This is a genomic window from Acinetobacter sp. ANC 5045 (assembly GCF_004331005.1).
Taxonomy (GTDB): Bacteria; Pseudomonadota; Gammaproteobacteria; order Pseudomonadales; family Moraxellaceae; genus Acinetobacter; species Acinetobacter towneri.
The window spans coordinates 96004-116561 of record NZ_SJNS01000006.1 but is presented as its reverse complement, the minus strand read 5'-3'; the positions used below and the strand labels follow the sequence as shown (position 1 = coordinate 116561).

The following is a 20558-nucleotide window of genomic DNA, read 5'->3' as shown; positions in this document are numbered from 1 at the left end:
TCGGTACGATTAGAAATACTCCAAAGCTTGAGATCATAGTAGACTAGGTTGAAGTCAAGTATAGAAATAACAAGATGTCAGAGAGTCATATTCCACTGCCTGAGCGTTTGCGTCCACGCGATTTATCGCAAATTATTGGTCAAGATCATCTTTTAGGTGAGCAAGCGCCGTTACGCCAAATGATTGATCAGGGGCATTTGCCTTCAATTATTTTCTGGGGGCCACCAGGGGTGGGGAAAACCACCATCGCTTTGCTGTTGGCGCAGGCGGTAGATCGTCCTTTTATCAGCCTTTCTGCCTTGAATACTGGGGTCAAAGAGCTGCGTGAAATTATTGCCGAAGGCGGCGATTTGCTCACACCAGTGGTGTTTATTGATGAAATTCATCGTTTTAATAAGTCGCAGCAAGATGCCTTATTAAATGCGGTGGAAAAGGGCAAAATCACCTTAATTGGTGCGACCACGGAAAATCCATCTTTTGAAGTCAATAGTGCGCTGCTTTCACGTTGTCAGGTCTATACCTTAAAGGCTTTAGATGCCGATTCGATTCAGACTTTGCTTACTCAAGCCATTCAGCAAGATCAATTCTTAAAAGACCGTTATATTCAGATTGAAGAATTTGATGCTCTGATTCAGTTTGCTGCAGGTGATGCACGCAAGGCTTTAAACCTACTGGACTTGGTGGCAAGCACCTTTGAACCCGAGGTGGAAAATATCATCACCAACGCGATTGTGGTCAAGGTTGCGCAACAAAACATTGCCCGTTATGACAAGTCAGGCGAGCAACATTATGATTTGGTATCGGCTTTTATTAAGTCAATTCGTGGCAGTGACCCCGATGCTGCATTGTATTGGATGGCGCGCATGCTCAAAGGCGGTGAAGACCCGAGCTTTATTGCGCGTCGCATGTTGATTGCTGCTTCGGAAGATATTGGCAATTCAAATCCGAATGCCTTGTTATTGGCAGGCGAGTGTTTCCGCTCGGTACAAGTGCTGGGTATGCCCGAAGCGCGGATTATTTTAGGACAATGTGCAGTATATTTGGCAACCAGTGCCAAAAGTAACAGTACTTATTTGGCAATTAATAAAGCCATGGATTTGGCTGAAAAAACCGCCAACTTACCTGTGCCACTGCATTTGCGTAATGCACCGACCAAACTGATGAAAGAACAAGGCTATGGCGTAGATTATTTGTATCCGCACAATTACCCAGAGCATTTTGTGCTACAGGACTATTTGCCGCCTGAACTGAAAGGCACAAAGTTGTATGAGTCGGCACGTAATAAACGTGAAGTGGAAGGTGAGCGTTTACAACAACGTCGTTGGCAGCAGACTCAATCCTAAGCGATTTGGTATAGCTGAAAAGATATTTGTAAAAGTATTGGCATAAAAAAAGCTCAAGAATCAACTTGAGCTTTTTTAGATTTGTTTGCAGCCTTGAGTGCTGCATTCAAAGGTTTAAAGCGGTTTGATGTTTACAGCATTCGGGCCTTTTTGACCTTGCGCAATGCTGAATTCAACTTGCTGACCTTCGTGTAAAGTCTTGAAGCCTGAGTGTGCGATTTCGCTGAAATGCGCAAACACATCTGGACCAGATTCTGGTTGAATAAAACCAAAACCTTTAGTTTCGTTAAACCACTTTACCGTGCCTTTCATTGTCGGATTTGACATAGGGAAATATCCTGCTGAATTTTAATATGTTGCAATCTAAAAAAGATTTGGAATAACTGGGAAAAAGATGCGACTTAAAATCTGAACAAACGAAGGATTACAAAATAAAACTACGGACTTAGACGATTAAAACGAACTTCATATTTTTCTAGTATGACAACAAGCATACACGGAATTGCAGAATACACAATTTAAATTCAGATAAATTTAAAAATAGGCAGACAGACTGGGCATTGTGGATGGGGCGATTTTTTCAAAGATTTGGTTTGTAAACCCTGTTTGGTCTACAGCAAAATACAAAAAACCGAGCAATGTTGCTCGGTTTTGGGAATTCAGCTTTTAAAATTGAAAAGCTTGAATTAGATATTGTCTAAGTCGATGCCTAAACGTGCAGCAACTTCTTCATAAGCTTCAACCACACCGCCTAAACCTTGACGGAAACGGTCTTTGTCGAGTTTCTTCTTGGTGTCTTTGTCCCATAAACGGCAACCGTCTGGAGAGAACTCATCACCCAACACAATACGGTCGTGGAATACACCAAACTCAAGTTTGAAGTCGACCAAAATCATGTTACCTGCATCAAACAATGCTTTTAATACATCGTTGACTTGGTAAGTTAATTCTTTCATTTTTGCCAATTGTTCAGCATTGGCCCAACCTAAAGCAATCGCTTGAGATTCGTTTACCATTGGGTCGCCAAGAGCGTCATCTTTAAAGAACAATTCAAATGTAGGTGGGGTCAGTTCTTTACCTTCTTCTACACCTAAACGACGGCAGAGTGAACCTGCAGCGTAGTTACGAATAACGCATTCTACAGGAATCATGTCTAACTTTTTCACCAATACTTCGTTTGGTGTAAGTAGTTTTTCAAAGTGAGTTTCGATACCCGCTTCAGCCAATTTTTCCATGATAAAGGCGTTAAAACGGTTGTTCACCTTACCTTTACGATCTAGTTGTTCGATTTTTTCGCCATTGAACGCAGAGGCATCATCACGAAAGACTAAAATCAGGTGGTCTGCACTGTCTGTGGTATAAACAGATTTTGCTTTACCAGTATAGAGCAAGGTTTGTTTTAACATGAGGGAACCTTTTTCAAAAAAAAATGCCTAGTACGGCTAGGCTGGCCAATTTTGGTAAATCTGGGCCAACAGATCTGCAGCTTTTTCTTGATCTGCAAAGCTGTTATCGGCATTGAATACAGCTAGGTTGTTGCTCGAACCGACAGAGGTCAATCTTAAGACATAAATCTGTTGATCGACCTTAATGGTTGCCTCGTAACGGTTCTTACTTTGACCAACAATGCTGTAATTCAGACTGCTGAGGGTGGCAAGTGTGTATTGCCAAATTGTAGCAGAATTTCCATCAATTTTGAGCAACGGATTTTGGTTTCCGTCAACTACGGGTTGAGGACGTCCAATTTGCGTACTGTCTTGAACTGTGTTGCTGCTGGCTTGCATGGCTTCAGGACGTGGCATCGCAAAACGGTTGCCACGTGCATTTTCAAGCTTAGGTGCATTTGCCGTTGCTAAAGGGTCAACGCTTGGTGCAGGATACAACGGTGTTGCAGGTCGAACCACAGAACCTTCTGGATATTGAAGTGGTGCTAAAGTAGCGGCGTCTTTATAGTCCAATGAACCATTATTGATGGCAAGAGAACTACAACCAGCCAAACTCAATACTGAAAGTGCGGCGATAAAACCAAAACGTAATTGCATCATACTAAGCTCTTTTATTGAATGACACCCGCAGCCTGAAGGGCTTCGCGTAACGGTGCACGATATTGTTCTGCAAGCGGAGTTAATGGCAGGCGAATTCCTGTACCAATTAATCCCATTTCATGAAGTGCCCATTTCACAGGAATTGGGTTCGATTCACAAAATAGAATATTGTGTAAATTTGCAATCGCACTGTTTTGTTGCTCTGCACCTGCAGCATCACCTGCGATTGCAGCCGCGCAAACTTGGCTCATGGCTTTTGGTGCAACATTGGCAGTTACAGAAATATTGCCTTTTGCACCGTGCAGCATCAATTGATATGCCGTAGCGTCATCGCCTGAATACACCACCATGTTTTTGCCTGTTAAGCCAGCCAATAATTGCTGACCACGTGGCACATCGCCCGTTGCATCTTTTACGCCCACAATATTTGGGATGTCTGCAAGACGGATGACCGTTTCATTTGACATATCTACACCAGTACGACCCGGTACATTATATAAAATGATAGGTAAATCAACTGCTTCTGCAATTGCTTTATAGTGCTGGTATAAACCTTCCTGAGTTGGCTTATTATAATAAGGCGTTACCAATAAGGCCGCATCTGCGCCCAATTGTTGTGCTTCTTTGGTCAGTTCGATGGCTTCATGCGTTGAGTTTGCACCAGTACCAGCAATGACAGGAATACGCTTATTTGCGACGCGAATAATTTCTGCGATCACTTTGGTGTGCTCTTCCATACTTAAGGTCGATGCTTCACCAGTTGTACCTACAGCAACAATACTGTTGGTACCTTGTTCTATGTGCCACTCAACGAGCTTCTCGAGACCTTTCCAATCTACGCTGCCATCTTCTAACATTGGGGTGACAATTGCGACAATTGAGCCTTGAATGGTCTGTGCTTGCTGAGTCATTTTTTAAAAAGATCCTATTTTTCCATCCACAGAGGTGTAGAAAAGGTAGATGTGGATGGTTGCAGTATTTTGATTTGGGTCAAAATTCAATCAAATTGATTAAATAATGCTTAGCCAAATTATGACTGATTCAGTGTGTCAGAACAATATGCTTTCGTCAAAGCAATCATAAACTTTGTTTAATTTAGTATTTTAGGATCAGCAGCTTGTTGTTCAAAATAAAAAAATAATAACCATCTCCTTTGTACCCAAATTTTCATTGGTATGGCGCAACCCTCATCAGCACTTTTTTAGCCTCAAGTTTGAAATACAACGCTGAATATAGGGTCTGTTGACATTTCATAAATGGCTTGCGCTGTAGGCTAAAACTGAGCAGATCAGGCATGAAACGCAGGGAATAGCGAGACTATTGCCAAGTTTCATAACGCAATCTGAGAAAGTTTTAGCCACAGCCTTTCAGGGCGAGCATATTTTTTGCTGCTATTGCGTTATGTGCCAGTCATTTAGAATGACTAAATTTCCTGTCTCATGCCTTATATCAGCTAAAAAATCTTGCGAGATATATCTCTCACGTCGCAAACATAGATGAATTGTCAACAGACCCTAGATATTTATATAAAAAAACGCTCAATTCAGACCTTATAGATCTTATATCTGACTGTTTTAATCGGGATATTTTGATTTTTGATTCTTAAGAATAATAGCTTTTAAGTCTACCTATGTTGTCGCTGACTTCTTAAATGGTGAGAAATCTTGCGCTGAATTTACTGCTTTAAGCGGGAAAATAGCGTGTAATTTGCCAGATTTATTGTTTTTTTCGCTATGTTTTTTTCTACATGCTGCGCAACACGTTTGCGCTGATCTGAAAAAATTCACTTTGGTCTAACACTTATTGATAGCTATTGCTGCAGTTTAAAACTGCGCAAGATGCAGGCTTTCACATGGCTATCTAATTCTAGTAGAGGGACCCAATGGATAGATCAACACAACATAGCGATCAGCGGCATGCGGTTATTACCGTCGCGATCTGCTTTTTAATTGCAGTGATTGAAGGTCTGGATATTCAGGCAGCAGGTATTGCTGCGGCAGGTATCCGTGAGCATTTTGGTTTAGACAGCTCGCAGCTTGGGGTATTTTTTAGTGCGGGTATTTTAGGTTTATTGCCAGGTGCTTTGGTTGGCGGACGTTTTGCAGACCGTATTGGTCGTAAAAAAGTATTAATCTGGTCTACAGCAGTCTTTGCTTTATTTACCTTATGTACGGTGTGGGTGAATAGCTTTGAAAGCCTATTGGCGGTGCGCTTCTTGGCAGGTGCGGGTTTAGGGGCAGCCATGCCAATTTTAATTACTTTGGCATCTGAAGCTGTTTCGCCACAAAACCGTGGTCGTGCTGTGGGCTTGATGTATTGTGGTATGCCTGTGGGTGCAGCCATTTTATCTTTAATTGCCAGTACAGATTTTGGCTCAAACTGGAAAAACATTTTCTATTTGGGTGGTTTGCTGCCATTTATTGTCATTCCATTGATGATGTGGTTATTGCCAGAATCACGTGAATTCTTAAAAGCACAAGCGGCAGGTAAAGATGTCACAGCACAAAATGCTGCGCCAAAAGCATCTTTTAAAGATTTGTTTAATTCACAAAACTTATTGCGTACCTTATTTATTTGGGTGAGTTACTTCTTTACCTTGATGGTGGTTTACATCATGTTGAGCTGGTTACCATCTTTATTTATGGAATTAGGTTTCTCGCGTAAAGAAGGCAGTACTGCACAGTTCTATTTCATGGTGAGTGCGACAGTCGGTACTGTAATTTTGGGTATGCTGACCGACCGTTGGAAAAAAGCCTACGTGATTTTATTGATGTATGGTGGTATTTTGGCAGGTTTATTTGCTCTAAATGCAGCGGGTTCACTCATGCAAATGTATATGGCTTCAGCTTTGGTCGGTGCTTTTGTGATTGGCTGTCAGGGCGTGTTATATGCTTTTGGTAGTATTGTCTACCCAACCGAAGTACGTGGTACTGGGGTCGGTGTTGCCTCTGCTGTTGGTCGTGTAGGCGCAATGCTTGGCCCTGCTATTGCAGGTCAGTTGTTGGCAGCAGGCTTTGGTGCGGCTGGGGTTATTTCAGCAGCCATTCCATGTATTATTATTTCAGCCATTTTCATGTTGTTATTGGTACGTCGTATTCAAACTGTTTAAAAGGATGAGAACAGTTGAAAGACCAAATAGCCTGCACCTGCAGGCTATTTTTTTGTATGTTGATCGCTGATTTTTGAGAGAAAATGCTCGAATGAAGTGTGACAAGTACTGTCGCAAAGCTGCCTGTTCTACTGGGTGGCAATGACGCAAGCAGGGTATAATAAGTCCTAAAAAACAGTAAATATAAGAGTATCATTTGAAGCAGAAAAAATTGATTGCAGAATTTCAGTTGGATCAACAGCAGTTTTCGCTGTATCTGATTGAATATGAATTTATCTTAGAACTGAAACGCCATTTTCGAGCAACACGGACTTCTCCAAAACAAAACGCGTGGCTGGCATTTGCCGATCAAGCTACTTATGAAGATGTCAACGCAGGTATTGATGCCTTTCAGGTGATGCGTTTAACCCGACAGCATTTGGTCAATTATTTAACTCGGCATCCACTGCCTTATTTTTATTTTCATGCCGCGACTGCACGCAAAGCCAAAATCTATCCACGTTTTGTACGGCAATTATTGTTACAGCTACCGAACTATCAACATTGTGCCGAAAACGATTCTTTTTATTTTTATCAAAGCGATACAACTCAGACTTAAATTTCAGCTATGCTGAGGGTAGCGTTTAAGATGGGAAAGGAAACAGCATGCAGCAGCTGAATAATGCCTTGATTGTGGTTGATGTGCAAAATGGTTTTTGTCCAGGAGGTAATTTGGCGGTTGCAAATGCCGATCAAATTATTCCCTGCATTAATGCGTTGGGACGTGTGTTTCAGAACATTGTGATCACCCAAGACTGGCATCCTGCAACGCATGTGTCCTTTGCTGCCAACCATGCAGGCAAACAGGACTATGAGCAGATTCAGCTCAGTTATGGCGAGCAAGTGTTGTGGCCTGTGCATTGTGTGCAAGGCACAGCTGATGCTGAATTACACCCAGATTTAGATTTGCCTACAGCACAATTGATTATACGCAAAGGTTTTCACGAGCAAATAGACAGTTATTCTGCCTTTATGGAAGCAGACCGCAAAACCACCACAGGCTTGGCGGCCTATTTAAAAGCCCGTGAAATTGATACGGTTTATATTGTGGGCATTGCCACCGACTTTTGTGTGGCGTGGACGGCAATAGATGCCTGTGAGTTGGGTTTTAGCACCTATGTGATTGAAGATGCCACCAAAGCGATTGATTTAAATGGCTCTTTAGAACAAGCATGGCAACAGATGTTGGCACAAGGAGTACAGCGAGTACAAAGTCAGCACTTACTTGGCTAAAACTAGATAACGAACTGGCCGCGAAAGGGAAGGGCGAAATCTTCCTTTTTGCTATAAAAATAGATTAAATGTAAAATAAAATAAATAAAAATCAATTTTTTACATATACCCAATTTTGACGAAATGTTCTGCGATTGATTGTGGGTGTAACATGATTGTCATAATCTCTACCTACCATGCCTTGCACAGAGGCGAAATAAGCAGACTGTCTTAAAAACAGCATAGAGAAGATATGGAACACTTTCAGCATTCATCTGATACTTATTTTAATCGTGAACTCTCTTTAATTGAGTTTAACCGTCGGGTCTTGGCGCAAGCTTTAGACCCAGAGTTACCTATTTTAGAGCGACTCAATTTTTTAATTATTTTTTCACGTAATTTAGATGAGTTTTTTGAAATTCGCGTTGCAGGTTTAATGAAGCAACTCGATTTGAATGCCATTACCCGTACCCCAGATGCCATTCCGACTGAACAGGTCTTGGTAGAACTGTCTGATAAAGTGCATCAGGCGGTGAAGCAGCAATACGACACTTTAAATTATGCCATTTTGCCGCAGCTGCAAAGTTTAGGGATTCACTTTATTCAATACCATGACATTGTGGATAAACATAAAGCGTGGATTGCCGATTATTTTGCCCGTCAGGTACAGCCTGTTTTAACGCCAATTAGCCTAGACCCATCGCATCCATTTCCGCGTTTGGTCAATAAAAGTCTGAACTTTATTGTCAGTTTACAAGGCAAAGATGCTTTTGGACGTGAAATTGAAATGGCGATTGTGCCTGCGCCACGCTCTTTGCCACGTTTAATCAATTTGCCAAAAGAAGTGGCAGGTAGTGCGACTGAACATATTTTCTTGACTGCGATTATTCAGCAGCATATCAATGATCTGTTCCCAGGCATGAAAGCCACAGGTTGCTATGCGTTTCGAGTGACCCGCAATGCCGACCTGATTTTGGCCGAAGATGTCGATGATTTGGCAGTTGCCTTAAAAGATGAATTATCGTCACGTCGTTTTGGGCGTGCGGTACGTTTAGAAATTGAAGATGATTGCCCGCAAGATATTATTGATTATTTGCTCAGAGAGTTTGATTTAGATGAGCAGCAATTATATCGGATTAGCGGGCCGATTAACCTGTCGCGTCTGACCAGTAGTTTTGACCGACCTGAATTGAAATATCCACCTTTTGCACCTGTGATTCCAAAAATATTTCGGAAGCAAAAACCGATGTTTGAGATTCTGAAAAAGCAGGATGTGTTGCTACATCACCCATTTGACTCTTTTCAGCCGGTGATTAATTTACTCAAAGAAGCGGCGAAAGACCCAAATGTGTTGGCGATTAAGCAAACGCTGTATCGTAGTGGCCCAGATTCTGAAATTGTGCAGGTACTTGCAGAAGCCGCACGTAATGGCAAAGAAGTCACTGCCGTGATCGAGCTACGCGCACGTTTTGATGAAGAATCCAACATTATGGTCGCCAACGTCTTGCAAGAGGCAGGCGCAGTGGTGGTGTATGGCATTGTCGGCTATAAAACCCATGCCAAAATGATTTTGATTGTGCGTCGTGAGCAAGATCAGTTGGTGCGCTATGTGCATTTGGGTACAGGCAACTATCATGCGGGCAATGCACGTATGTACACCGACTATGGTTTGATGACCACACATCCTGATATTTGTGAAGATGTGCATCGGGTGTTTCAGGAACTCACAGGCATGGGCAGATCGGCAAAATTAAAAAACTTGCTGCATGCACCATTTACCTTGCACAGTGAATTGCTCAAACTGATTGAACAAGAAATCGGGTTTGCACAAGCAGGCAAAGCTGCCCGAATTATCATTAAAGTCAATGCATTGACTGAGCCTGAGTTAATTACGGCTTTGTACCGTGCTTCGCAGGCAGGGGTACAGGTCGATTTAATTATCCGCTCGATTTGTTGTTTGATTCCAAAAGTGAAAGGTATGTCTGAGCGTATTCATGTCCGTTCGATTGTGGGACGCTTTTTGGAACATACCCGCGTGTATTATTTTGAGCATGGTGGTGCAAAAAAATTGTACTGCGCCAGCGCAGACTGGATGGGGCGCAACTTATTTTCACGGGTGGAAACTTGCTTCCCTATTTTGGATGAGAAAATTAAACAGCGTATTGTAGAAGATGGCTTGCTGAGTTATTTGCATGACAATCAAAATGCGTGGGAGCTACAAGCCAATGGCGAATGGCAGAAAGCTGCTGTGGTGGGGCAGGCTGCTGTACACAATGCGCAAATGTATTTGGTCGAGCAGAAGCAGTTGAATGTGTAAATTGGGCTGCAGTAAATGGATGTGATCTAGCATCTGTGAGTATAAAAAACCTGAGTATGTGTGCATACTCAGGTTTTTATGCTTTTAAGGCATCTCATGGATTATTTTAAGAAGCTCTTGAATGTTTGCCTTTTAGAATTTCAGTTCGCAGGCTTTGCGCCAACTCAGCCGATTGGCTGTCCATGCCATTAACCATAAAGGCATGGCGCATCAGCACATTGGTCGGATTTGGCATACTCACCAATTCATAATGCGTAGACAGTTCATCTAGTAATTCATTCGGTAAATGCACTGCATTTTCACGAGCAGATAATTGATGCACCAAACGCTCTGCTGCCTGCACTGCAGATAACTGCATGGCTTCGACTGCGGTTGATAAACCACTGCGAGTTTGCAACACAAAACGCTTTTCTTCACGATAACGCTTATACAGCACTTCAGACAATAACTGGAACACCGTGCCAATCATGGCCATACAGGCTGCTGCATTTGGTGTATTGGCTGCAATACTGAGTGTTGCGCCATCTTCATGGAATGGTTGTACTGTTTGAATGTCGGAACGGTTTAACTTGTAGTGTTGTACGCACAGTTCAATGCTTTTGTTCAGGAAAATCTGACATAAGCTAAAATAAGGCACAGACACACTTTGCGTGACCGTGTCTAATAATTGTTTCGGGTCATAAAACTGAATATTCAGCGCAATGTTGTTTTGCTCTTGGCTTTGCTCAATGGCTTTGTTTGCTTTAGGCGACATCACAGGTTTAGGCTGTTGCTGTGCCTGCGCAAGTGCCAAAGCCGTTTGATGTTTTTCTTGTTCAAGGGCTTGCGTCAATAATTGTAATTCGTGTTTAAGGCGAGATTCATTATTAATGCGTGCTAAATATTCACTACGACTTGGACGGGCAATCGCGCGATAAGCCAACCATAACAAGCCATGAACCAATAATGATAAAAGTGTCGCTAACCATTGGGTACGCAGAATTTCACCAATACTTGGCTGAATTAAGGTAATTTCAATGCTGCCGACTTTCTTTTCATTGATGATTGCATCGCGGACAAAGACTTCACCTTCACGGGTACGTGACTGTCCACCTGTCGCCAAGACCTGATTTTGCGCATCTAAAATACGAATAGAAGCAATGCTTGGATTGGTGGCATAACGATTCACCAATAATGCCAGTGATACTGTATTGGCAGGTTCCAGCTCAGAAAGGCTGTCTGTGACCAGTTGGCTGGTCATTAACTGCCCCTGATTGGCGCGGTTTTCATTTAATTGGTGTGTTGTTGCAAGCACCAATAAAAAGGTGTGAAAAGCAAAACTTACAATCAATAGGCTAGCAAATAGCCCTTGTCTAGGCGCATTCAAGGTAAAACTTCCAAGGCATTTATATTCAATTTAGATTATGATTCTCACAATAGTTGTAGCTCAGACCCGAGTCAATTCATGCGAGAAATCATTCTTATATCATTTTTAGGACCTGACCAACCTAATCAGTTTACTCGATTAATGCAGGTATTGTCCGCTCATTCCTTACAAATCTTAGATGTTGGCCAAGCTGTTATTCATAATCAACTGACTTTAGGTATTGTTGTTGCATCAGAAGACCAGACTGCAACTGCTTTAGCCATGAAGGAGATTCTGATTTTAGCACATGATATTGGCTTAACTGTGCGTTTTAAACCAATCTCTGCAACTGAATATGAGCAATGGGTCAAAGAAGGCGGTCGTACCCGTTATATCGTGACTGCACTGGCACCAGAGCTGAATGCCTCACATTTACAGGCGGTCACGCATATTGTATCTAGCCAAGGTTTTAACATTGAAACTGTAACCCGTTTGTCGGGTCGCCCACAGCTTAATGTAGCCGAAGATGAACCTAAACGTGCTTGCATTCAGTTTGGATTAAGTGGACAAATGCTAGATGCAGTTGCCATGCGTGCTGCGTGTTTAAGCCTGTCGAATGAACTGAGTGTGGATGTCGCGGTACAAGAAGACAATGCCTACCGTCGTAACCGCCGTTTGGTGTGTTTTGACATGGACTCAACGCTCATTGAACAAGAAGTGATTGATGAGTTGGCGATTGAGGCAGGTGTGGGCGATCAGGTGGCGGACATTACCGAACGTGCCATGCAGGGTGAACTGGATTTTCAGCAAAGTTTCCGCGCGCGCGTAGCATTGCTCAAAGGTTTAGATGCTGCTGTGTTGCCTAAAATTGCCGAACGTCTGACCGTGACCGAAGGTGCTGAACGCCTGATTTCAACCCTGAAATCTTTGGGTTATCGCACCGCTATTTTGTCGGGCGGTTTCCAATATTTCGCAGAATATCTGCAGGAAAAATTGGGGATTGATGAGGTGCATGCCAACATTCTAGATGTGGAAAATGGCATGGTTACAGGCGAAGTAAAAGGTCACATTGTGGATGGTGCGCGTAAGGCATTATTGCTACGTGAACTGGCAGACAAAATGGGGATTTCTTTGGAACAAGCCATTGCGGTGGGTGATGGTGCGAACGACTTACCAATGCTTTCTATTGCAGGTTTAGGTGTGGCGTTCCGTGCTAAACCGTTGGTACGTCAAAACGCCAATCAAGCCATTTCAAGCGTGGGCTTGGATGGTGTGCTGTACTTATTGGGCGTGCATGACAAAGACTTGAACCGTGCCTAATATGACAATTCAATGAAAAAAACGCAGCAGTCATGCTGCGTTTTTTGTTTGTATAATCAGCAGATAACGATGAACGGTAAACAAAAACTGTCGATAAAAACCGCAACAGCATTGAATGAAAAAAATATTTTTTAAGGCAAAAAAATAAGGTGTTTTTTTGTAATGACACGCGAATAAAGAGCTAGCTTAGCTTCCCGAAAACTACAAAATTTAAAAAATGTAATGACAATATAATATTGCGACAAGGTGTGTCGCTTTATAAAAATACAAGTCTTTTTTTATCTAGAAAACGCAGCATAATGCAGACATAGAATTTAAATCGACATCCATTATTTATTTAAACGGTATTTGAAGTCGCAGACCAATTCAAAAAGAGGCTGCATCTTTAGACGGAGGTTTTTATGCTAACAGCGAATTTAGCGACCATTGTAGGCTTAAGCCTCGTCGCAGCTGCGTTGATTGCTGTTTTCTTTTCGCCTTATCGTCGCTGGTTAAACTTTATGTTGGCAGGTATGGTGTTTTGGGGTTTATTGGAAGTGGTGCGCTACAGTGTGCAAAGCGTATTTGAACTGCCAATTACCTACAGTTACTTGTCGGCAATTTTCTTGGCGATGACTTTGGTGACTTTATTATTATTACGAGAAGACCGTCGGGCAGAGCGTGCTTTGGCAAAACGTCGCTATATCGAACATACCCCAGTCTATGAAGACGATCAGCAGCAGTGCTCAAGCCGCTAAATCGTACAGACTAAATTCAAAAACTTTAAAAAGATGCAACTGGTTTGCATCTTTTTTGCTTTATCTGTACGGCAGTTTGCGCCATCCAAACAGCGACAAAATTTTAACACCCTCCTAAAGATTGTTATACAAAGCCTTGCAGCAAAAAGCGGGAGTTGTGATAGGATGAGTCTGTTCATTATCCAACAATTACAATAGGCTTCACTGTCATGAAACTTTCTGCAATTCCTGTGGTCAAACTTCCTTTGGTTGATGTCAGCACCGATCCACTTGACCTTCTCGTGGCAGGTTTGGCATTGCGTATGAAACAACTGGCACGTACCAGTCCAAAATTTATTGAGTTGGTGCATGAACGCCAGTTCCGTATTCAAATTGGCACAGACTTGGGTATGGCGCGTCAAATTATTGTCAACAATGGACATATTGACACTGTGGCAGGCGATGCAGAAAAAGCCGATTTTATTTTGCAGTTTGCAGACAGCGAGCAAGGCGTAAAAACCTTAATGAAAGGTGATCCAACTGCATTTATGACAGGCATGCAAAATGGCAGCATTAAAATGGAAGGTGATTTTGGCTTATTGGTGTGGTTTAACCAAGCAGCGAAATTGATTCCACCTAAACTACCAAAACCTGTAAAAGAAAAAATTAAAATGGCACGCCAGTTTATTAAACAAAAAACGGGTAAATAAGCTGCTCAGACCCAAACAAAAACCTCTGATCAATTTTTGACAGAGGTTTTTTTATATGTGATTTACTCGACTTCCAAACAAAAAGTCACAGGCCCGTCATTTACCAAATGCACTTTCATATCGGCAGAGAAAATACCTGTTTCCACCCTGTCAAACTGACTTTTGGCATAGTCCACCAATTGTTCATACAGCGCTTTGGCATCGTTTGGGGGCATCGCAGGGCCAAAATCAGGACGTAAACCTTTTTGAGTCTGTGCCATGAGGGTAAATTGTGAAACCAATAACACACTGCCATTGGCCTGACTGACATTCCAACCCATTTTGCCTTGTTCATCATCAAAAAAACGATATTTTAAAATTTTATCAATCAGCTTTTTGCCTTTCTCAAAATTATCGTCTTTGCCTAAGCCCAAAAATACCAAAATACCCTGTTGAATCTCGCCAGTGATTTCACCATCGACCACGACTTTGGCTTCAAGAACTCGTTGTAATAATGCGCGCATGGGGGACTAATTTTCTCAGTGTGGGGGATGGCTGCAGATTGTAGCAAACTTAGGCACTTTGGCGTGCATTAACATCAATCACGAAAGCATCAGAACGGTAGCTGCCCGCAGAGAGGTAAAATATCTTGGGAAGGCTACACTTCAGCAAAGTTGTAACAAGATTGTCGATAAAAGCCCTTTTTTGCTGAATAAAGTATGCTTTAATGCAAGAAGTACCGCGAAATGATGATCCCTATGACCCCCATTATTCAATCTCTGCTCGATACTGATTTATATAAATTCACCATGTTACAGGTGGTGCTGCATAAATTTCCGCAAACGCACAGTGTGTATCAATTCCGCTGCCGTAATCTTGAAGATACCGCGTATCCACTGAGCGATATTTTAGCTGAGTTGAATGCGCAGCTTGATCATTTGTGTCAGTTGAAATTTAAAGAAGATGAATTGCAGTATTTGCGTAATTTACGCTTTATTAAAAGTGACTTTGTCGATTATTTAGAATTATTTCAGCTCAAGCGTCGTTTTATTCACGCCAGTATTGATGCGCAAGGTCGTTTGGATATTCGGGTAGAAGGCCCGATGGTACAGGCCATGATGTTCGAGATTTTTGTCCTGGCAATTGTCAATGAACTGTATTTTCAGCGCATCCGTAATGATGAGGTTTGGGCAGAAGGTGAGCGCCGTTTACAGCAAAAAATTGCCCTGATTCAAAGTTACCAACAGCAGCAACTGCCTGAAGATCCACCATTTTTGGTTTCAGATTTTGGTACGCGCCGCCGTTATAGTTTTGCATGGCAAAAGCACGTGATTGCGGCTTTTCATCAAGCTGTACCTGAAGTGTTTCGTGGTACTAGTAATGTACTGTTGGCTAAAGAATTAGGCATTACCCCAATTGGGACAATGGCACATGAGTTTTTACAGGCATTTCAGGCGCTAGATGTACGTTTACGTGACTTCCAAAAAGCCGCACTAGAAACTTGGGTGCAAGAATATCGGGGTGATTTAGGCATTGCCTTGACTGATGTGGTCGGGATGGATGCTTTCCTGCGTGACTTTGATTTGTATTTTGCCAAGTTATTTGATGGCTTGCGACATGACAGTGGCGACCCGTATGTGTGGGGCGATAAAGCTTATGCACATTATAAAAAGCTAAAAATTGACAGTAAAACTAAAATGCTGACCTTCAGTGATGGCTTAAATGTCGAAAAAGCATGGGCCTTGCATCAGTATTTTAAAGACCGTTTTCAGGTTAGTTTTGGGATTGGTACCAACTTAACCAATGATATGGGGCAAACTGCGCTAAATATTGTGTTGAAATTGGTGGAATGTAATGGTCAGTCGGTGGCGAAATTGTCCGATAGTCCGGGTAAAACCATGACCGATAATGACACCTTCTTGGCATATTTACGCCAAGTTTTTGAAATACAAACGCCTGTTTAAAACCTGAGCACATTGAAAAAACCGAAGAAAATCTTCGGTTTTTTTCTAGATTAAAGCATGTGATTGTTAAAATTCTGCGAAAGTTATGAAAAAAACAGCATGCTATCAAAAATGACCTATACTAAGTTAAAGTTGATTGCCAAACAGACTGAACCGCATAAAAATGAGCACTTCTCCATTCAATTTTGGACTGCTGATTGAAGCAGAAGATTTAGTTCCCTTTTTAGGGCATGAAAAATTGCGCATTGTCGATTTGAGCCGCAATTCGGTGTACGAGCAATTGCATCTTCCGCATGCTTTACAGGTCAAACCGAGCATGTTGCTACGTCAGGATGAAGATACATCGGGTTTATTGCCTGAACCCGAGGCTTTACAAGACTTGATTCAGTATTTGAGTATTTCCCCTGAGCATCATGTGGTCGCCTATGACGATGAAGGTGGCGCATGGGCAGGGCGTCTGATTTGGAATTTACACTGTTTAGGCTTTGAAAATACCAGTTTACTAAATGGTGGGATTCACGCATGGTTGGCAGCAGGTTTTCCAACCACTTCTGAGATTGAACCAATAACACCCGTCAGCACGCTTGTTCCTGTTATTGAGAAAAATCAGTATCGAATTCAATATGATGAGCTATTAGAAAAGTGCCAAAACCAGTCGGTGCAACTTTGGGATTGCCGCACCATAGATGAATATACAGGGCTGCGTTTGGCTGCACGACGCGGCGGTCACATTCCTGGGGCATTGCATTTTGAATGGAGTACTGCCCTTAATCGTGAAAATCATTTAAAATTGCATCCCTTAGAACGCACACGACAGCGTCTGGAACAACTCGGATTCAATTTAAACGAACCTGTAGTGGTGTATTGTCAGTCACATCACCGTTCAGGTTTGGCCTACATTTTAGGGCGTTTATTGGGTTGGAAAATTCAGGCCTATGATGGTGCGTGGAGTGAATGGGGCAACCGCCCTGACAGTCCTGTTATTACTGGAGAGTTGCCGTCTTGAGCCTCACATCACGTTTAAAAAAACAAATTTTCATTCAGGCACAACGCGTTGTGCCACAACATCAATTATCACGTGTTGTGGGTAAACTTGCAGCCAGTGAGCATCCTGTGCTCAAAAATGCGGTGATCACTGCATTCAAGGCGCAATACGGCATTGATATGTCTTTGGCAGAACAAAGCAATGCCTTGAAATATAAATCTTTTAATGAATTTTTTACCCGTTCTTTAAAGCAGGGTGTGCGGGAAATTGACAGCAATCCGAACAGCATTGTATCGCCTGCAGATGGGGCGATTTCACAGTTGGGTAAAATTGAAGATGGGGCAATTTTTCAGGCCAAAGGTCAGCAATTTACTGTTGAAAACTTAATTGCCGACCCGCAATTGGCTGAACCATTTAAAAATGGTCAATTTGCAACCGTGTATTTATCTCCGCGCGATTATCACCGTGTACACATGCCTTTTGCAGGCACACTCACCGAAACTTTATATGTGCCAGGTGAGTTGTTTTCTGTCAATCAAACCACAGCCGAAAATATTCCGGGTTTATTTGCCCGCAATGAGCGCATGGTGTGTTTGTTTGATACCGAATTGGGTCGTATGGCGGTTGTTTTGGTGGGTGCCATGATTGTGGCGGGCATTGAAACCGTGGCGACAGGCAAAGTGAAACCATCAGGGCGTTTGGAGCTGAATCAGCACCAATTATTCCTTGAAAAAGGTGCAGAATTAGGACGTTTTTATTTGGGTTCAACCGCGATTGTTTTGTTTGAAGAAAATAAAATGCAGTGGGATGCTGAATTCAAAGCCAATTCTGTAGTGGAAATGGGGAAAGCCCTGGGACATATCGTTTCTGCTGAATAAAATATGTGAATAAAGAAATAAAAAACGCCAAAGTAATTTGGCGTTTTTTTGTTTTTTAAATCTGTAATTTATTGTCTATTTTAGCTCAACCAGCGCTTAAGTTTCGTAATACAAACGCTCTTTTGGGAACACGACTTTAAATGTAGAGCCTTGATTTTCTTTAGATTCGACTTCTAAGTGTGCATTATGCTGCATCAAAACGTGCTTCACAATTGCTAAACCTAAACCAGTACCACCTGTTTGTCGGCTACGTGCGCTGTCTACACGATAAAAGCGTTCGGTTAAGCGTGGTAAGTGTTTCGGATCAATCCCGATGCCTGTATCTTCCACAGTAAAATAACCTTGATTGCCATCATCATGCCAGCCAATGGTAATCGTCCCACCTTTCGGGGTATATTTAATCGCATTGGTGATCAGGTTGCTAAAGGCACTGGCCAATTCTACATCTGAACCAATCAGATCATAATGACTGTCAATATTTAAGTTGAGCGTATGTCCATAATCGACGTTATAGGCATGTGCATCGTCAAATAATTGATTCATTAAACTTGGCATTTCAATAATTTGATTTTTGGCGATGGTTTTTTCATTTTCCAGACGCGACAGCAGCAGCAGGTCATTTACCAAAGCGTTCATGCGTCGGGTTTGTGACTGCATTTGCTCAAAAGCACGTTTCCAACGCGGGTTAATATCTTCCTGATCGGTAAAGGTTTCGATATAACCACTCAGCACCGTTAGCGGAGTGCGTAATTCGTGTGAAATATTATCGACAAAGTCTTTACGCATTTGTTCTAGGTTATGCATACGCGTCATGTCGTAAGCAAATAACAAACGGCTATCGCCACCAAACTGAGTCATTTTGACTTGCACATATTGCCCTTCATGCACGCTAGATTTCATTTTTAAACCGTCAGGTGCTTGATCAATATGATTAAAATATTCAATAAAACTAGGTTGGCGCAAAATAGTGAGGATGTTGCGTCCACGGTCTAAAGGCTGAATACCCAATAGCTTTTCAGCAGCAGGGTTCCACCATTCAATTTGATGATTTTCATCAATCAGCATCACGGCTTCATCCAACGCCACCAATGAAGACTGGGCGCGATCAATCAACCCGACCATTTCGGCCTGAACGATACGTTCCTGACGTTGTGAGCGATAAACATTGAACAGTAATGCACCCCAAATACCATGCAGATTTGGCGGCACATCATAAGGACGATTGGAAATCCAATCATTAACTAAATAGAGGGAGCGCATTTGCTGAAGAAAAAACAGCAAAAAGGCGAGGCTAATACAAATCCAAAAATACCCAATCCCAAAACCAATCAAGCTTGCAATAATTAGGAAAAAGGCCAATAAACGAAAATCTTGTTTGGCAAAAGTCCATAAACTGCTGTAACGAACTTGTTTGAGGTCACGGGCGAGTTCAGGGACTGGGTAAGGTTCGTACATAAAATAATTTTAGCCTAAAGCAACATCCGCACGTGTCGAGAAGCGATAGCCTGTACCACGTACCGTTTGTACAAAACGGTCTACGCCATACGGTTCTAAAACTTTACGTAAACGACGAATATGCACATCAATAGTTCGGTCTTCAATATATACATTGCCGCCCCAGACTTGGTCAAGCAATTGCGCTCGGGTGTAAGCGCGCTCTGGATGCGTCATAAAGAACGCCAATAGACGATATTCGGTTGGGCCCATTTCTAAAATATTGTCACCAAAACTGACACGCTGGCTGACTGGGTCCAAAATTAAACCGTTGGCATCAATAGTTTTTTCACCGCTTAAGGCATTGGCACGACGTAAGACCGCTTTAATACGTGACACCAGTTCACGGGTCGAGAACGGCTTAGTCATGTAGTCGTCCGCGCCAGCATCTAAACCTTGAACTTTGTGATCTTCTTCGCCACGTGCAGTGAGCATAATCACAGGAATTTCAGCAAGGTTGTCATCGCGTTTTAGGCGACGGCACAAGTCTACACCGCTGACACCGCCTGGCATCATCCAATCAAGCAAGATAAGCGCTGGACGTTGATCGACAATCATCTGATGAGCTTGTTTTGCATCTTCTGCTTGTAAGCACTGAAAGCCTGCCATATCTAAAGAGGTATGGATCATCTCCCGAATTGGAAGTTCGTCATCGACGATTAAAATGTAGTCATCTTTCACAACGCAATATCCTATAGATGTTAACGGTGGACCGTTTTATTTATGACAGGCTTATTACAAAGATTAATTATGACAGTATCATTGCAGAAAGGGTTGAATGGGCTATTTTTGCAATAATTTGTGACAAAATAGTGTCGATTTGATGAAAAAACTGAACAGATTCAGTCAAAGTAAATAGGGTCTGCTGACACTTCGTCTATGTTTGCGACGTGAGAGATATATCTCGCAAGATTTTTTAGCTGATATAAGGCATGAGGCAGGAAATTTAGTTATTCTAAGTGACTGACTCATAACGCAATAGCGGCAAAAAAATATGCTCGTTCCGAAGGACTGTAGCTAAAACTTTCTCAGATTGCGTTATGAAACTTGGCAATAGACCCACTATTCCCTGCGTTTCATGCCTGATCTGCTCAGTTTTAGC

19 protein-coding genes are annotated in these 20558 nt (G+C 42.3%); 11 read left to right on the top strand and 8 right to left on the bottom strand.

Annotated elements, in window-relative coordinates; all coding sequences use genetic code 11:
• Window positions 1–74: 74 nt before the first annotated feature.
• Window positions 75–1343, top strand: coding sequence for a replication-associated recombination protein A (locus E0H79_RS07020; protein WP_004974112.1), 1269 nt, complete (start codon window positions 75–77; stop codon window positions 1341–1343).
• A gap of 114 nt (window positions 1344–1457) precedes the next feature.
• On the opposite strand, the gene E0H79_RS07015 is transcribed toward E0H79_RS07020, so the two are convergent.
• The 4 genes from E0H79_RS07015 to dapA all read right to left on the bottom strand — a co-directional run bounded on the left by E0H79_RS07015 (window position 1458) and on the right by dapA (window position 4299).
• The gene (locus E0H79_RS07015; RefSeq protein ID WP_004974113.1) at window positions 1458–1670 is read right to left on the bottom strand and encodes a cold-shock protein; all 213 of its coding nucleotides are present in this window, start codon (window positions 1668–1670) and stop codon (window positions 1458–1460) included.
• Between the two features lie 359 nt (window positions 1671–2029).
• Entirely contained in the window at window positions 2030–2749 is a 720-nt protein-coding gene (gene purC / locus E0H79_RS07010; protein ID WP_004974116.1) for a phosphoribosylaminoimidazolesuccinocarboxamide synthase, read from the bottom strand.
• A gap of 36 nt (window positions 2750–2785) precedes the next feature.
• A complete protein-coding gene (locus E0H79_RS07005) occupies window positions 2786–3385 on the bottom strand; it encodes a hypothetical protein (protein WP_026438344.1) in 600 nt (199 codons plus the stop codon).
• A gap of 14 nt (window positions 3386–3399) precedes the next feature.
• Window positions 3400–4299 (bottom strand): 4-hydroxy-tetrahydrodipicolinate synthase, encoded by a 900-nt coding sequence (dapA, locus tag E0H79_RS07000; protein ID WP_131261232.1) that lies wholly within the window; start codon window positions 4297–4299, stop codon window positions 3400–3402.
• Between the two features lie 971 nt (window positions 4300–5270).
• Between dapA and mhpT the strand changes: the two genes are divergently transcribed.
• The 4 genes from mhpT to ppk1 all read left to right on the top strand — a co-directional run bounded on the left by mhpT (window position 5271) and on the right by ppk1 (window position 10065).
• Window positions 5271–6497, top strand: coding sequence for a 3-(3-hydroxy-phenyl)propionate transporter MhpT (gene mhpT, locus E0H79_RS06995; RefSeq protein WP_131261231.1), 1227 nt, complete (start codon window positions 5271–5273; stop codon window positions 6495–6497).
• A 196-nt stretch (window positions 6498–6693) separates the two neighbouring features.
• The gene (locus tag E0H79_RS06990) at window positions 6694–7095 is read left to right on the top strand and encodes a hypothetical protein (protein WP_131261230.1); all 402 of its coding nucleotides are present in this window, start codon (window positions 6694–6696) and stop codon (window positions 7093–7095) included.
• A 47-nt stretch (window positions 7096–7142) separates the two neighbouring features.
• Window positions 7143–7769 carry a bifunctional nicotinamidase/pyrazinamidase gene (pncA, locus tag E0H79_RS06985; protein WP_104852749.1) on the top strand — a complete coding sequence of 209 codons (627 nt, stop codon included), beginning with the start codon at window positions 7143–7145 and terminating at the stop codon, window positions 7767–7769.
• A gap of 232 nt (window positions 7770–8001) precedes the next feature.
• Entirely contained in the window at window positions 8002–10065 is a 2064-nt protein-coding gene (gene ppk1 / locus E0H79_RS06980) for a polyphosphate kinase 1 (RefSeq protein WP_131261229.1), read from the top strand.
• A gap of 106 nt (window positions 10066–10171) precedes the next feature.
• On the opposite strand, the gene E0H79_RS06975 is transcribed toward ppk1, so the two are convergent.
• Window positions 10172–11431: a hypothetical protein gene (locus E0H79_RS06975; protein ID WP_004974135.1), complete on the bottom strand. Its 1260-nt coding sequence runs from the start codon at window positions 11429–11431 to the stop codon at window positions 10172–10174.
• Window positions 11432–11509: 78 nt separating this feature from the next.
• Here E0H79_RS06975 and serB point away from each other — a divergent pair, with 78 nt between their 5' ends.
• From serB to E0H79_RS06960, 3 genes are all read left to right on the top strand, one after another.
• Entirely contained in the window at window positions 11510–12730 is a 1221-nt protein-coding gene (serB, locus tag E0H79_RS06970) for a phosphoserine phosphatase SerB (protein WP_004974136.1), read from the top strand.
• A gap of 401 nt (window positions 12731–13131) precedes the next feature.
• Complete coding sequence (gene aciT / locus E0H79_RS06965; RefSeq protein WP_004974137.1) at window positions 13132–13467, top strand: ciprofloxacin tolerance protein AciT; 336 nt, start codon at window positions 13132–13134, stop codon at window positions 13465–13467.
• Between the two features lie 209 nt (window positions 13468–13676).
• The gene (locus E0H79_RS06960) at window positions 13677–14156 is read left to right on the top strand and encodes a hypothetical protein (RefSeq protein ID WP_004974140.1); all 480 of its coding nucleotides are present in this window, start codon (window positions 13677–13679) and stop codon (window positions 14154–14156) included.
• A gap of 62 nt (window positions 14157–14218) precedes the next feature.
• Here E0H79_RS06960 and dtd read toward each other — a convergent pair whose 3' ends face one another.
• Window positions 14219–14659 (bottom strand): D-aminoacyl-tRNA deacylase, encoded by a 441-nt coding sequence (gene dtd / locus E0H79_RS06955; protein ID WP_004974142.1) that lies wholly within the window; start codon window positions 14657–14659, stop codon window positions 14219–14221.
• A gap of 234 nt (window positions 14660–14893) precedes the next feature.
• Between dtd and pncB the strand changes: the two genes are divergently transcribed.
• The 3 genes from pncB (at window position 14894) to asd (ending at window position 17962) form a co-directional block, all read left to right on the top strand.
• On the top strand, window positions 14894–16099 hold the full coding sequence (gene pncB, locus E0H79_RS06950; RefSeq protein ID WP_131261228.1) for a nicotinate phosphoribosyltransferase: 1206 nt from the start codon (window positions 14894–14896) through the stop codon (window positions 16097–16099).
• Between the two features lie 163 nt (window positions 16100–16262).
• Window positions 16263–17105 (top strand): sulfurtransferase, encoded by an 843-nt coding sequence (locus E0H79_RS06945; RefSeq protein WP_131261227.1) that lies wholly within the window; start codon window positions 16263–16265, stop codon window positions 17103–17105.
• Complete coding sequence (asd, locus tag E0H79_RS06940) at window positions 17102–17962, top strand: archaetidylserine decarboxylase (RefSeq protein ID WP_096901498.1); 861 nt, start codon at window positions 17102–17104, stop codon at window positions 17960–17962. The genes E0H79_RS06945 and asd overlap by 4 nt, the downstream gene beginning before the upstream one ends.
• 96 nt (window positions 17963–18058) lie before the next feature.
• Here the strand turns inward: asd and phoR are convergent, their stop codons facing one another.
• Both phoR and phoB read right to left on the bottom strand, forming a co-directional pair.
• Window positions 18059–19417, bottom strand: coding sequence for a phosphate regulon sensor histidine kinase PhoR (phoR, locus tag E0H79_RS06935; RefSeq protein ID WP_131261226.1), 1359 nt, complete (start codon window positions 19415–19417; stop codon window positions 18059–18061).
• Window positions 19418–19426: 9 nt separating this feature from the next.
• Entirely contained in the window at window positions 19427–20137 is a 711-nt protein-coding gene (phoB, locus tag E0H79_RS06930) for a phosphate regulon transcriptional regulator PhoB (RefSeq protein WP_004974162.1), read from the bottom strand.
• Between the last annotated feature and the right edge of the window lie 421 nt (window positions 20138–20558).